We start from the raw sequence: 14,269 nt of genomic DNA on the forward strand, positions 1-14,269 counted from the left end.
CGGCGGATGAAGGAGGCACCGGAAACCCCCGCAGGGGAATTGCTGCTTTATGAAACCGAGGACGGTCGGGCCCGGGTGGAATGCCGGTTTCTGGACGAGAGTTTATGGCTGTCTCAGGCCCTTATCGCTGAACTCTATGCCGTGTCTGTTAAAACGGTGAATGAACATCTGGCCAATATCCACGCGGAAGGCGAACTGGCGCCCGAGGCAACTATCCGGAAATTCCGGATAGTTCGCCAGGAAGGCACGCGGCAGGTCGCCCGCACCATTGAGCATTACAATCTGGATGCCATTCTGGCCGTGGGATACCGGGTGCGCTCCGGGCGCGGGGTTCAGTTCCGGCGCTGGGCAACCGAGCGGCTGCGGGAATATCTGGTCAAGGGCTTCACAATGGATGATGAGCGGTTGAAAAACACGCCCGCAGACATGACGGGAATACCCGATTATTTCGATGAACTGCTTGAGCGCATCCGTGACATTCGCGCCAGCGAGGCAAGGGTGTATCTGCGGGTCCGGGAGATTTTTGCCCTCGCGGCGGACTATCGCTCTGATGCGAAGGACAGTGCCACGTTCTTCAAAATCATGCAGAACAAGCTGCATTTCGCCGTAACCGGCAAGACAGCGGCAGAACTGATCCATTCGCGGGCTAACCGAAAGCAGCCCGCCATGGGGCTGACGACATACAAAGGCGCGGATGTGCGCAAGGCGGATGTTGTCATTGCCAAGAACTATCTCAACCATCAGGAAATTTCGGACCTGAACCGGATTGTCACCATGTGGCTGGATTATGCCGAGGATCAGTCTGCTCGTCGCAAGCAGATTTTCATGGGCGACTGGGAAGAGAAGCTGAACAGCTTTCTGTCGTTCAATGATCGTGATCTGTTACCTGATGCGGGCAAGGTCAGCCACCGGGCGGCCAAACGCCATGCGGAGGTTGAATATGACGCTTACGCAACAGAGCGGCGCAGATTGAAAGAGGCGCAGGGACTGGATGCTTCGCTCAGGGCCTTGCAGGACACAGCAAAAGCGCTTGACGCAAAGCCGCGACAGGCACGGGGCCGGATCGGAAAAGACGGGCCGGAAAAGAAGGACAGGCAATGAAACTTAAATTCGACCCTTCTCTGGATTATCAGCGCCGCGCGATTGACGCCGTGGCGGATGTGTTCGACGGCCAGCCTATTGCCCAATCCGGCTTTGAGATCAGCCAGACCACCGGCGGGCTGGGCCTTGTTTCGACGGAACAGGCGGTTGGCAATGCCATCACGCTTGCGCCAGAGAAAATCCTGGAAAATGTTCGCGCCATTCAGGAACGCAACGGTATTGAAAGGGTGGCGGAGCTTCAGGGGCCGCAAAACGACAGGATGAATTTTACCATCGAGATGGAGACCGGCACCGGCAAAACCTATGTCTATCTGCGCACGATCTTTGAGCTGAACAAGAAATACGGCTTCAGCAAGTTCATCATCGTTGTGCCGAGCATTGCGATCCGCGAAGGTGTTCTGAAAAGCATTGAGATGATGGGAGAACATTTCCGCACGCTCTATGACAATGTGCCGTTCAGGCCGTTTGTTTATGACTCCAAGAAACTGGAAAAAGTGAATGCCTTTGCCAAGGATAATTCGCTCCAGATTATGATCATCAATATCCAGTCCTTTCAGCGCGAAGCCAACATCTTCAATCAGGAGCATGAGCGCTCTTATGGGTACCGTCCGCGCGACCTGGTGAAAGCAGCCCGCCCGATCCTGATTATTGATGAGCCGCAGAATATGGAAGGGGAACGTTCCGCAGAAGCCATTCGCAATCTGGAGGCCGTGGCCACATTGCGCTACTCGGCGACACATAAGAACTTCTACAATCTGCTTTATTTACTCGATCCGGTGCGGGCCTATGAATTGAGACTGGTGAAGCAGATTGAAGTGGCCTCTATCCGGTCCGATGACAGCTTTAATGATGCCTATGTAAAACTTCTCCAGACGGACAATAAAAACGGCATCAAGGCGCAGGTTGAAATTCATAAAATAAAGCGCGGCGGTCAAGTTGGGACAGCAAAGGTCTGGGTAAAGCAAACTGACGATTTGTTTATCAAGTCAGGCGAGATCGAACTCCTGACTTCCGACATTTTTTCGTATAAGTCATTGATATTATTATGCCTTGGTTGCCAAAAGGCACTACACGGACTTTTTTCGCCAGCGATTGTTTCGGAGTGTTGAGGGAGCTCAGGCTTTGGTCTGGCCAGTTTTTCGGGTGCGCCCGGGGGGTATCTTGAAAGGGGCTTCGTTCCAGGTCAGGCCGACGCAGGTGAGGATGCGTCTGGCATCGACCGTGGCATGGCTTGGCATGCCGTAGCGGTCAGGGGTGCCTTTGTGGCGCAGGATCGAGAGCTGCAATGCGTTCAACTCGTTGCGGATACGAGCCGGGCTCATCGGGTGTCCGAGCAGGTCCAGATGCTTGCGCAGGTGCTGCAGGCAGCAGAAGGCCATGTAGCAGATGGCGATATGGGCCCGGACCCGACGCGGCGACCAGTGATAGATGGGCCGGATTTTCAGATCGTGCTTGTTGGTGCGGAAGCAGGCTTCGATCTCCCACAACTGGTGATAGCGGGCAATGACGTCCTGTGCCTCCAGTTCGTCCGCACCATGAACAACAATGGCATGCAGCCCGTCCCATTGTGCCGCTGCCTTGATCTTTGCATCATCCAGCGTGACGTCCCCGCTGTCGGGGAAGGCCAGGAAGCGGCCATATCCCCGGCTGCTGAAGCTGCCGGGTTTGCGAGAGCGCTTGAGCTTCTTGTGCAGCTTTTCGATTGCCTTGTCGCGCTTGTGGGCATCATTGCGTGCCCGGGTGGGTGACCAGGTCACAATGACCCGCGCTCCCTCCTGGTCGATCACCTTGTACCAGCCCTTCTCGGTTGCCTCTTCAGAACCGTGTCCAGCCCAAGGCTGGCGTCCCTCCGGGCTCAAAATGTTCGCCTTCACGGCGGCCGGGGCGGACTTCATGCGATAGCCGAGGATGTAGGGCAGACCCTTGTTCTGCAACATCTGCTGGTTGTCCTTGCTGAGCATGGCGGCATCGGCCACGAACGTGACCCTGGCCACGTCGAAGCGTCCCTCCAACGCCTTCAGCGCAGCTTCCAGCGTATGACCTTCCCAGGTGTTTCCCGGGAAGAGTTCATAGCCCACAGGCAGCCCATCGGAGGTGACGATCAGCGCCAGCATGACCTGAGCGCGGTGATGCTTGCCATCCTTGCTGAAGCCCTTGGCCAGAAGATGATCCTGCTCGACCCCGTCCGCATCCTCGGCCGGGTCCTCGCGCTCGGTGTCAAAGGCCAGGGTCGTGCAATCGTAGAACAGCACGGTCACTGGCCCGCCCAGCAACTTCTCTGCCGCCGCGTGAGAGGTTTTGCAAATCCCGTCTATCACCGGCGTATTGATGTAATCCATGCTCCGATAGACCACGTCCAGATTGAGCGTGATGCCTGCCTGGTTCTCCAACGCCTCCACGGTCGCGCGCTTGCTCTCGGGCTGTGCGATCCGCGCCATAACCAGCTCTTTCACAATGCGATTGGCACTTTTACGCGCCGCCCCCAGAAGGGCCCCCCAACCCAGTTGGTCATACATCGTCCCCATGACATCCCGCAGACCCAGAGAGACCCGCGCCTCCTCACGGCACTCGACAAGATCAACGCCAAGCTTGTCCGGCCGCGGAGCGCGGCGCACCAGCGCCTGCAGATCGGCATATTCCGTGGGCGTGAACAGTTCCATTTGCGGCGAGCGATCAATGCGTAATTGCTCCATCAAGCGGCCCGCCAGACGCTTGATATCCTCAATCTCGCTGTCGTTATGGGCCACACCCACATGGCGCAGGATCTTCTGGCGTACCTTGGAGCCGGTGCGGACGGATTCAACGATCTGGATCCGTGTGCGGTTGAGCTTTGCGTCATGTTTGGTGCGGATGAACATGGGCGAAGAGGTTAGCCATCTGAAGGCCCATGTCAATACTTTTTATAATAATGGGGCACTACAACGCGCCTCTGAGCAACCACACCTGAAAACAAACCAAAAACCCAGTCAGATCAACAAAAAGGTCGGAAGTCAGGAAATAAAGCGCGGCGGTCAAGTTGGGACAGCAAAGGTCTGGGTAAAGCAAACTGACGATTTGTTTATCAAGTCAGGCGAGATCGAACTCTACCGTGAAGGCTATATCGTCCAGAATATAGATTGCACGCCGGATGTGGAATATATCGAATTCAATCAGGGCAGGTTGCTTGAGCCGGGCCAGGAAATGGGCGGCATGGGCGACGACATCATGAAAGCCCAGGTCTTTGAAACAGTCGAGCAGCATTTGAAGAAAGAGCGCTCGCTCAATGGCAAAGGTATTAAGGTTTTATCGCTCTTCTTTATCGACAAGGTGTCGAGAACATTCTGAATTGTCCGGTGTAGGTAACATGCCAATTGTCCGCTTCAGTTGATTGCGCGGTGGCCCAATTCGGAGGGAGCCGTAGGCGACCGTAGATTTGGGCCACCGCGTTCGCGCCACGTCGAAGCGGGTCACGCGACTTTGTGTTTGCTATCCTCCTGTGTGATGGGTGATCCGTCAGGCTGGTAGCGGCCAATGCATCTCGGGCCGTGGAAGATGACCAGTTGACCATCGGGGTATTCGTGGACCCTGACCTTCGCCTTGACGAAATGATGACGGTGCCTGTCTGCCGCGATCTGCATGACCAGGCCCTTGTAGCGCACCGTATTGTCGTTGCCGACGACGCGGTCTTCCTGCACACACAGGGTGTCGCGCACATTGCCTGTAAACGGCACGAAGGCCGAGGTCGTATCCTCCGGCTCCCTTGCAAACAGGGCATTGTGTTCGGGAAGATAGACCTCTTTCAGGAACTGATTGGCCTCTTCAATGGTTGTGATCCCATGGGACCGCAGTTCCTGCGGCAATCGGTTCTGGAACGTGCCAAACATGCGTTCAGACCGTCCACGGGCCTGCGGTGAATAGGCCGGGATCAGCTCAATGCCGAGTTGCTGCAAGGCGCGCCCGACCTGGGTCAGATTGTCCTTGTCCACTTTGCCGCCCGCTTCGGGCGTATGCCAGTAATGAGAGCCCCGATCGGCATAGAGCGAGCAAAACAGACCTTGCGCCTCGATCACCTCTGTCAGCCCCTGAAAACTGCTCATCGTCCCTTCTTCCTCGACAAAGAATGCCGAATAAACCCGGTTGGTGGCATCGTCCATGGTGACGATCAGATCCCACCACTGACCCGGAACCCATTCATGGCTGGAGCCGTCCTGATGCAACATCATGCCAACCATCGGACGGCGGGGCCGCTTGCGCCGATGGGCACCTCGTCGGGGTGCTGCCTGAACCCGGCCGTGGCGCTGCAGTGTAAGCCGCACCCAGTTGTAGCTCTGTGTGAAACCATGGTGGGCCACCAGCTTCTCGTGGAAATGCTTCGGCGTGTAATCCCAGTACTTGGTATCAAACAGTTCAAGTGTCGAGAACATTCTGAATTGTCCGGTGTAGGTAACATGCCAATTGTCCGCTTCAGTTGATTGCGCGGTGGCCCAATTCGGAGGGAGCCGTAGGCGACCGTAGATTTGGGCCACCGCGTTCGCGCCACGTCGAAGCGGGTCACGCGACTTTGTGTTTGCTATCCTCCTGTGTGATGGGTGATCCGTCAGGCTGGTAGCGGCCAATGCATCTCGGGCCGTGGAAGATGACCAGTTGACCATCGGGGTATTCGTGGACCCTGACCTTCGCCTTGACGAAATGATGACGGTGCCTGTCTGCCGCGATCTGCATGACCAGGCCCTTGTAGCGCACCGTATTGTCGTTGCCGACGACGCGGTCTTCCTGCACACACAGGGTGTCGCGCACATTGCCTGTAAACGGCACGAAGGCCGAGGTCGTATCCTCCGGCTCCCTTGCAAACAGGGCATTGTGTTCGGGAAGATAGACCTCTTTCAGGAACTGATTGGCCTCTTCAATGGTTGTGATCCCATGGGACCGCAGTTCCTGCGGCAATCGGTTCTGGAACGTGCCAAACATGCGTTCAGACCGTCCACGGGCCTGCGGTGAATAGGCCGGGATCAGCTCAATGCCGAGTTGCTGCAAGGCGCGCCCGACCTGGGTCAGATTGTCCTTGTCCACTTTGCCGCCCGCTTCGGGCGTATGCCAGTAATGAGAGCCCCGATCGGCATAGAGCGAGCAAAACAGACCTTGCGCCTCGATCACCTCTGTCAGCCCCTGAAAACTGCTCATCGTCCCTTCTTCCTCGACAAAGAATGCCGAATAAACCCGGTTGGTGGCATCGTCCATGGTGACGATCAGATCCCACCACTGACCCGGAACCCATTCATGGCTGGAGCCGTCCTGATGCAACATCATGCCAACCATCGGACGGCGGGGCCGCTTGCGCCGATGGGCACCTCGTCGGGGTGCTGCCTGAACCCGGCCGTGGCGCTGCAGTGTAAGCCGCACCCAGTTGTAGCTCTGTGTGAAACCATGGTGGGCCACCAGCTTCTCGTGGAAATGCTTCGGCGTGTAATCCCAGTACTTGGTATCAAACAGTTCAAGTGTCGAGAACATTCTGAATTGTCCGGTGTAGGTAACATGCCAATTGTCCGCTTCAGTTGATTGCGCGGTGGCCCAATTCGGAGGGAGCCGTAGGCGACCGTAGATTTGGGCCACCGCGTTCGCGCCACGTCGAAGCGGGTCACGCGACTTTGTGTTTGCTATCCTCCTGTGTGATGGGTGATCCGTCAGGCTGGTAGCGGCCAATGCATCTCGGGCCGTGGAAGATGACCAGTTGACCATCGGGGTATTCGTGGACCCTGACCTTCGCCTTGACGAAATGATGACGGTGCCTGTCTGCCGCGATCTGCATGACCAGGCCCTTGTAGCGCACCGTATTGTCGTTGCCGACGACGCGGTCTTCCTGCACACACAGGGTGTCGCGCACATTGCCTGTAAACGGCACGAAGGCCGAGGTCGTATCCTCCGGCTCCTTTGCAAACAGGGCATTGTGTTCGGGAAGATAGACCTCTTTCAGGAACTGATTGGCCTCTTCAATGGTTGTGATCCCATGGGACCGCAGTTCCTGCGGCAATCGGTTCTGGAACGTGCCAAACATGCGTTCAGACCGTCCACGGGCCTGCGGTGAATAGGCCGGGATCAGCTCAATGCCGAGTTGCTGCAAGGCGCGCCCGACCTGGGTCAGATTGTCCTTGTCCACTTTGCCGCCCGCTTCGGGCGTATGCCAGTAATGAGAGCCCCGATCGGCATAGAGCGAGCAAAACAGACCTTGCGCCTCGATCACCTCTGTCAGCCCCTGAAAACTGCTCATCGTCCCTTCTTCCTCGACAAAGAATGCCGAATAAACCCGGTTGGTGGCATCGTCCATGGTGACGATCAGATCCCACCACTGACCCGGAACCCATTCATGGCTGGAGCCGTCCTGATGCAACATCATGCCAACCATCGGACGGCGGGGCCGCTTGCGCCGATGGGCACCTCGTCGGGGTGCTGCCTGAACCCGGCCGTGGCGCTGCAGTGTAAGCCGCACCCAGTTGTAGCTCTGTGTGAAACCATGGTGGGCCACCAGCTTCTCGTGGAAATGCTTCGGCGTGTAATCCCAGTACTTGGTATCAAACAGTTCAAGCATCTCCATGACCTTATCCGTGGCAACACGATTGTTGGCCAGTTTGCCAAGCCGACGGTCGTACAGACCTTCTGCACCATCCGCCTCAAATCGATCCTCCCAACGCCTGACGGTGCGCACGGATACACCCAGTATCTCAGCCGCCTGTTCTTGCGTCAGCTTGTTCGCGCTTCGCCGCGAATACACATCTTCAAACTTCATCAGTCGAACTTCCTGTAACACTTCTGCTCGGTTCATAACGCCTCCTCTCAGAGACAGAATAGAACCGGACAGATCGCATGTTACATACACCGGACATATCGCGTGTTAGCGACAATGCGTGAAAAAGAACGCTTGCTTAACCCTCAAGAGCCGCTACGATTTATTTTCTCGCACAGTGCTTTGCGCGAGGGGTGGGATAATCCCAACGTCTTCCAGATTTGCACGCTCAATGAAACGAAATCTCAGGACAAGAAACGTCAGGAAATTGGCCGAGGGTTGCGTCTGCCGGTCAATCGTAAAGGTGAGCGGGTGCACGATGAACATATCAACAGGCTGACGATTATCGCTAATGAGTCCTATGAAGATTTTGCCCGGTCCCTGCAAGCTGAGTTTGAGCAGGATTACGGCATTATGTTCGGCAAGATCGACGTGATTGCTTTTTCGGGGCTTATCCGTCCGTCTGATACAGCAGAAAATTCGCTCGGACAGGATGTGTCAAAGATAATCTGGGAGTCGCTTGTCGCAAATGGCTATCTCACGGCAGATGGGGAGATTACGGATAAATTCGATCCAAAGAACCCGCATTTTGAGCTGGCCTTGCCCGAGGAATTTGCCGAGTTGCGCCCGGCAATCGTTGATACAATTCAATCACGCCTGTTCAGGAACCGGGTGGTGAATGCGCGCGAGCGTCACACGGTCACATTCAACAAGCAGGTCCAGCTTAGCCCCGCCTTTGAAGAACTCTGGAACCGCATCAAGCATCGCACGCGCTACCGTGTGCAGTTCGATACAGCAGAATTGATTGAAAAAGCTGTTAAACGGATTAGCGAGATGGAAGCCATTCAACCCATACGTCTGTCCATGACTCGCGTTGGCGTTGATATTACGGAAGCTGGTGTTGAAGCCGACCGCACGCTGGAACAGCGCACACGGGAAGCGGCGCCAGTTAGAGTATTGCCAGACTTGCTCGCTTATTTGCAGAAAGAAACGGAGCTAACACGTCACACCTTGGTGGAAATTCTCAAGCAATCGGGCAGGCTTTCGGAATTCAGGATCAATCCGCAGGCGTTTATGACCGCCGTGGGCCTGGAGATAGGCCGTGCGCTCCATGACCTCATGCTGGAAGGCATAAAGTATGAGAAATTGGCTTCCCAGGAATGGGAAATGAGCCGCATTGAACCGCAAAGCGAAACCGAACTGACGCGCTATCTGAACAACCTTTATGAAGTCCAGAACAAGGACAAAAGCCTGTTCGATTTTGTCGAGTTTGATTCGGAGGTCGAGAAGCAATTCGCCAGGGATCTGGATAATAACGAGAATGTAAAACTGTTCGTCAAATTGCCGCGCTGGTTCAGGATCGACACACCCATCGGCCCTTACAATCCCGATTGGGCGTTTGTGACCGAGCGCGAGGAACGCCTCTATTTTGTCCGTGAGACCAAGAGCACTCTCGACAGTGAGGACCGCCGCACAAAGGAAAACCAGAAGATCAGATGCGGCGAGCGTCACTTCGATGCACTGGAGGTGGACTTTGATGTCGTCACCAGACTTTCAGAGGTGGCGATGTGAGTTATATCAGCAGTTACAAACGCAAGATTCTCAATCGCCAGGGAGGTCAAATTGGCTGAAACCCGAATTGAGTGGACGGATGCGACCTGGAATCCCGTTGCAGGCTGTTCGATCATGACCGCAGGCTGTACCCAATGTTACGCAATGGAAATGGCAAGGCGCCTTGAAGCGATGGGCGTCGAGAAATACGCGGGGCTGACGCGCAAGACCGGCAAACGCACGGTTTGGAACGGCGTGGTACGGGAGGATCGCGCGGCCCTGGATATCCCGTATCGCTGGCGAAAGCCGCGGAAGATTTTCGTAAACTCGATGAGCGATCTCTTTCATGAGCAGGTGAGCGACAAGTTCATCCTGGATGTCTGGCAGGTGATGCGTGCCACGCCCCGTCACAACTACCAGATACTCACCAAGCGTCCCGAGCGGATGGCGGCATTGGTTGCCGCCCGGGTCGGTGAGGTCCTGCCCAATGTCTGGTTGGGGACCAGTATCGAAAATAAGGATGTTGCTTACCGTATCGAACATTTGCGCAAGACACCTGCCGCGATCCGGTTCATTTCCTTTGAACCGCTCATCGGGTCGGTCGGCGCGCTTGATCTTTCAGGCATCCAGTGGGCGATCGTCGGAGGGGAAAGCGGTAAATCTGCGCGCCCGATCAAGGAGGAATGGATTGATGAGGTTTATGCGTTATGTTTGGCGTCAGGCGCCGCCTTCTTCTTCAAGCAATGGGGAACCTGGGGCAAGGACAACAAAAAGCGTTCCAAGAAGGCGAACGGACGTGAATATAGGGGGCGCACCTGGGATGAAATGCCGAATGCGCCGCAAATTTCGGCGACGCAGACTTAAATAGATGGGGCGAGAGAAACAGCTTGGCAGAGAAACGATACAAATGGGCTGACGGAGCCGAACTGGAAGGTCATTCCCACCGCAAGCATAAAATCTTGCGCGAGTATGTTTTTGACTACCTGACTGTGCGCTGCAAGTTGCCCCAGCAGGAGCGTTTTCGGCTTGCAATCATTGACGGCTTTTCCGGAGGAGGGCGGTATAAGTGCGGCGCGGTCGGTTCACCGTTGATTTTTATGGAGGAACTGAAGCGTGCGGTTCAAGGTCTGGGCACGATTGAGGTCGAGTGTCTTCTGATTTTCAATGACGAGAACCGTGACGCAATTGAATTATTGAAAACAAACGTCGCACCTCTAGAGGCCGAGATCGCACAGACCTGTCCGAAACTGCACGTTCGTGTCGAATATCTGAACCAGCTTTTCGAGGCTGCATATCCCAAGATCAAAGACTTTCTCAATCAAGGCCGCTATCGAAACGTCCTGTTCAACCTTGATCAATACGGCGACCGTCATGTCGAACGGAAAACTATCCTCGACATTATGCACTCTTATCTGTCCGCTGAAATATTCTACACCTTCATGATCAGTTCGTTGCTGGCTTTTCTCCAGAAGGACCAACCGGAACAGCTTCAGGCACGTCTCAATCACCTCAATGTGACGAGCACAGACATTGAGGCACTCGACGGAGTGATGATGAGCAATAACGACTGGTTGGGAGCAGCGGAAAAGTTGGTTTTTGACGCATTCCGTTTATGTGCGCCCTATGTCAGTCCGTTCTCGATCAATAACCCGGGTGGCTGGCGATACTGGCTGATACACTTCGCGAACGCCTATCGTGCGAGGCAAGTGTACAACAATATCCTTCATGACAACGCGAGCCTTCAGGCGCATTTCGGGCGCTCCGGGTTAAACATGTTATCCTACGATCCCAGGCACGACGGGATGCTCTACCTATTCGACGATGAAGGGCGGGCATCCGCAAAGGACCAGCTACTTGATGATATTCCGCATCTCGTTACGGAATCAGGTGATGCTATTTCGGTGAGGGAATTTTACGAGAATATCTACAACATCACGCCGGCACATGCCAATGATATTAACGCAGCGATTATTGAGAACCCGGATTTGGAAGTGATCACTCCGGCGGGTGGTGAACGGAGGAAGCCCAATACCATTGGTGCCGGTGACTTCATCAAGATGAAGGAGCAACGCAGTTTCTTTCCGATGTTCCTGAATGCCGGAACCAAAGGCACATAAACGATGAAGTGAGCTAAGCTATTTTCAATCCCATTGCATGCTTTGGTATCAAACATCGCATAACAAACGGTTATGTTATAGCAGTTGCTTCGCCCTGATTTTGTCAGGCTTCCGCTTTCTGCCATTTACAGATCGCCCTGTCGATGGTGTCGGGTGCCTTTACGGCGGCCGCCTTAAAAAGGGCGTTGGCTCGATGCCCATAGTGGGTAGCGGTCTGGATTTGTGTGTCGCCAAGCAGCTTATCGATCATCGGCAACCCTTCGCTGAGGGTCTGTGCGCCGTTGGCATAAGAGCTACGCAACCCCGATTCTGGATAAGGCGGGGTGAGGGGATTCCCAAATCGGGCGATGCCTGATTCAATATCCGTAACGTCAACATGCGGATGGGAACACCCCTCATGAACACCTCTATCACTGCCTTGTTCTGCTGTATCGATGATTTTGCAAAAATGTTCGAAGACTGGGAGCAGCATCGCCTGATCGACACGGGTCGCCAGCGCCGTCGGGCTGGAAAACTCTCGCTCAGCGAGATGCTATTCATCATGGTGTTGTTTCATGGCTCTGCCTACAAGGATTTCAAGCATTTCTGGCTTTATGGCGTGGAGATCGAATACCGGGACTGCTTTGGCGATCTGCCAAGCTACGGGCGGTTTGTCACACTGATGCCGCGCCTGCTTGTGCCTTTTTGTGTGCTGCTGAATTGCTTTCGTGGAGAAGAGACCGGCCTCTATTTTGCCGACAGCACCAAGCTGGCGGTTTGTCATAACGCGCGGATCAACCGCAACAAGGTTTTCAAAGGACTGGCCAAGCGTGGGCGCAGCACTATGGGCTGGTTCTTCGGCTTCAAGCTGCACATAGTCATCAACAACAAGGGCCAGGTAATGGCAGTCAAAATCACGGCTGGAAATACCGATGATCGCAAGCCGCTTGAGGCCATGGTTGCCGATCTGGATGGTCAACTGTTCGCCGACAAAGGCTACATCTCAAAGGCGCTTTTCAAGCGTTTGTGGCAGCGCGGCCTGCATCTGATTACCGGCATTCGCCGCAACATGAAAAACTAACTTATGCCGCTTCTGGATAAGATCCTGCTGCGCAAACGGTTCATCATCGAAACCCTGTTTGACAAGCTCAAATCGCACATGGGCCTGGAACACACGCGACACCGATCCCCGATCAATGCCTTCGTTCACATTCTGTCATGCGTTGCCGCCTACGTTCTGGCGCAACCGAAGGTCAAAATGGGCAAAGTTGTCGTCCCAGACGTCATTCGGAGCATCGCGAGCGTGACATGAGCTTATCCAGAATTCGGGTTACGCAGATCATGAATGCGGATATCATCCAAGCTGGCTTCTCGGATACACCTTAGCTCGCTGTCCAGTTTTGTCGGACCGCTTCAGGAGGTCGGTATTGTTGAGCTTGCAGGTCGTGATCAGGCTGATGATTAGCGACCAGGTGCTCAGATGCTTGCACCTATACCAACGCACTCAAATTTTGTTACACAAACTGTGTAACAGTTTGTGTAACAAAACTGCTTGCATAATTTTTTAAGTCGTTGTAATTAAACAATCATCGAAGGTGTGTTGAGTCTTCTCGACCGCACCAACAAAAACAATAGCTTGGCTGTTTCCCCTCAATTTCACGACTATTCTAAGTAACTTGAGAGTAGCTTTTCGTCCGTCTTTGACGGATCACCATTGCAGCGCCTTTGTTTTCTGACTGTCGCACAACAAAACGACTTTAACTCCAAGAAGGTTGTCCCAGGCACCCAGATACGCGATCTTGTTTAGAAGGCTGAAGGACTTGCGGCGCGTGGCATTAAGGTAAGACAAGCGCCCCAAGGCATTCCTGTCCGCAACCGCGTTCGTCGGACTCTTTTCCTATTGGCTATTGGTCCTGAGCCTAGCGCATCAAATGCCTTGATCGAATCGCTGAGGCGCCCAAATCCACGTACAATCCCTACGCACGCGCCCCTCTGTTTCCAAGCTGCAGCCATAGGTCATTTCAACACTGCAATATTCGACAGCAATTGTGGCCATTTAAGTAAAAGCTTAACCAAATTCCACTAAACCGGCATAAATTCGCCCGGTTAAAGAGTAACATTGTCCTACCAGTCTTGAGTGAGTGGTATGTTAACCGGTAACCCGGATCTGCTCCGGTGATCCGTAATGTGTATGAGTACGAGTCTGCCGTTCCGACCCCAAATCGGAACGGCAATTTCGTTTCCGGGCTATGCTTAAGGCAGTTCGGACGGCCCGATCCCCGAATTCACGCATCGCCGAGAGCTAGAGCGCCGCCTTGATCTGCTCGGCGTGTTTGGCAATCGCTTCGAAATCTCCCATCTTGCCGGGTGCGCGCAAGGGTTCACCTTCATGCCGAGGCAGAATGTGGAAATGCAGGTGGAAGACCTCCTGCCCGCCTGCGGCTTCGTTGAACTGCTGAATGGTCACCCCACCGGCGTCAAACGCCCGCTTGGCAGCGCGGGCCAGTTTCTGAACGGTCGCCATAACGGCATTCAACTGCTCGGGCGTGGCGTCCAGCAAATTACGGCACGGGGTTTTCGGGATGACCAGCAGATGACCATCGGCACGAGGCATGATGTCCATGAACGCCAGCGTCTCATCATCTTCGTAAACGCGGGTCGAGGGGATTTCGCCGCGCAGGATTTTGGCGAAAATATTGTCCGGATCATATGCTGACATGTCGGGCCTCTGAATTTGCAATGGGTTCAAAGGAGTTCTGCGGTT

13 protein-coding genes and 1 pseudogene are annotated in these 14,269 nt (G+C 54.7%); 7 read left to right on the forward strand and 7 right to left on the reverse strand.

The window, feature by feature from the left end:
- The first annotated feature begins 6 nt into the window (after positions 1-6).
- Both ACOERD_RS17025 and ACOERD_RS17030 read left to right on the forward strand, forming a co-directional pair.
- Positions 7-1,101 carry a virulence RhuM family protein gene (locus tag ACOERD_RS17025; RefSeq protein ID WP_419739826.1) on the forward strand — a complete coding sequence of 365 codons (1,095 nt, stop codon included), beginning with the start codon at positions 7-9 and terminating at the stop codon, positions 1,099-1,101.
- Positions 1,098-2,210, forward strand: coding sequence for a DEAD/DEAH box helicase family protein (locus ACOERD_RS17030; protein ID WP_419739827.1), 1,113 nt, complete (start codon positions 1,098-1,100; stop codon positions 2,208-2,210). Before ACOERD_RS17025 ends, ACOERD_RS17030 begins: the two co-directional genes overlap by 4 nt.
- 6 nt (positions 2,211-2,216) lie before the next feature.
- On the opposite strand, the gene ACOERD_RS17035 is transcribed toward ACOERD_RS17030, so the two are convergent.
- The gene (locus tag ACOERD_RS17035; RefSeq protein WP_419738049.1) at positions 2,217-3,959 is read right to left on the reverse strand and encodes an IS1634 family transposase; all 1,743 of its coding nucleotides are present in this window, start codon (positions 3,957-3,959) and stop codon (positions 2,217-2,219) included.
- On the opposite strand from ACOERD_RS17035, the gene ACOERD_RS17040 reads away from it, so the two are divergent.
- On the forward strand, positions 3,952-4,425 hold the full coding sequence (locus ACOERD_RS17040; RefSeq protein WP_419739828.1) for a hypothetical protein: 474 nt from the start codon (positions 3,952-3,954) through the stop codon (positions 4,423-4,425). The genes ACOERD_RS17035 and ACOERD_RS17040 overlap by 8 nt on opposite strands.
- Before the next feature lie 122 nt (positions 4,426-4,547).
- Here the strand turns inward: ACOERD_RS17040 and ACOERD_RS17045 are convergent, their stop codons facing one another.
- From ACOERD_RS17045 to ACOERD_RS17055, 3 genes are all read right to left on the reverse strand, one after another.
- Positions 4,548-5,504, reverse strand: coding sequence for an ISNCY family transposase (locus ACOERD_RS17045; RefSeq protein WP_419739829.1), 957 nt, complete (start codon positions 5,502-5,504; stop codon positions 4,548-4,550).
- Between the two features lie 127 nt (positions 5,505-5,631).
- Positions 5,632-6,588: an ISNCY family transposase gene (locus ACOERD_RS17050; RefSeq protein WP_419739829.1), complete on the reverse strand. Its 957-nt coding sequence runs from the start codon at positions 6,586-6,588 to the stop codon at positions 5,632-5,634.
- 127 nt (positions 6,589-6,715) lie between these two features.
- Positions 6,716-7,897 (reverse strand): ISNCY family transposase, encoded by a 1,182-nt coding sequence (locus ACOERD_RS17055; protein WP_419737631.1) that lies wholly within the window; start codon positions 7,895-7,897, stop codon positions 6,716-6,718.
- A 78-nt stretch (positions 7,898-7,975) separates the two neighbouring features.
- Here ACOERD_RS17055 and ACOERD_RS17060 point away from each other — a divergent pair, with 78 nt between their 5' ends.
- From ACOERD_RS17060 to ACOERD_RS17070, 3 genes are read left to right on the forward strand one after another with little or no spacing between them, the layout of a single operon-like run.
- On the forward strand, positions 7,976-9,430 hold the full coding sequence (locus tag ACOERD_RS17060) for a hypothetical protein (protein ID WP_419739830.1): 1,455 nt from the start codon (positions 7,976-7,978) through the stop codon (positions 9,428-9,430).
- Positions 9,431-9,481: 51 nt separating this feature from the next.
- The gene (locus ACOERD_RS17065; RefSeq protein WP_419739831.1) at positions 9,482-10,273 is read left to right on the forward strand and encodes a DUF5131 family protein; all 792 of its coding nucleotides are present in this window, start codon (positions 9,482-9,484) and stop codon (positions 10,271-10,273) included.
- Positions 10,274-10,296: 23 nt separating this feature from the next.
- Positions 10,297-11,526, forward strand: a complete 1,230-nt coding sequence (locus tag ACOERD_RS17070; protein WP_419739832.1) for a three-Cys-motif partner protein TcmP — start codon at positions 10,297-10,299, stop codon at positions 11,524-11,526.
- 103 nt (positions 11,527-11,629) lie between these two features.
- Here ACOERD_RS17070 and ACOERD_RS17075 read toward each other — a convergent pair whose 3' ends face one another.
- Positions 11,630-11,776 (reverse strand): hypothetical protein, encoded by a 147-nt coding sequence (locus ACOERD_RS17075; protein ID WP_419739833.1) that lies wholly within the window; start codon positions 11,774-11,776, stop codon positions 11,630-11,632.
- 147 nt (positions 11,777-11,923) lie between these two features.
- Here ACOERD_RS17075 and ACOERD_RS17080 point away from each other — a divergent pair.
- A pseudogene (locus ACOERD_RS17080) lies at positions 11,924-12,817 on the forward strand (IS982 family transposase).
- 396 nt (positions 12,818-13,213) lie between these two features.
- Here the strand turns inward: ACOERD_RS17080 and ACOERD_RS17085 are convergent.
- Together ACOERD_RS17085 and ACOERD_RS17090 are read right to left on the reverse strand one after the other, a co-directional pair.
- Positions 13,214-13,354, reverse strand: coding sequence for a hypothetical protein (locus ACOERD_RS17085; protein WP_419739834.1), 141 nt, complete (start codon positions 13,352-13,354; stop codon positions 13,214-13,216).
- A 453-nt stretch (positions 13,355-13,807) separates the two neighbouring features.
- A complete protein-coding gene (locus tag ACOERD_RS17090) occupies positions 13,808-14,224 on the reverse strand; it encodes an HIT family protein (protein ID WP_170638946.1) in 417 nt (138 codons plus the stop codon).
- Positions 14,225-14,269: the final 45 nt, after the last annotated feature.

This window comes from Ruegeria sp. (assembly GCF_965199275.1).
In the GTDB taxonomy this organism is placed as follows: Bacteria; Pseudomonadota; Alphaproteobacteria; order Rhodobacterales; family Rhodobacteraceae; genus Ruegeria.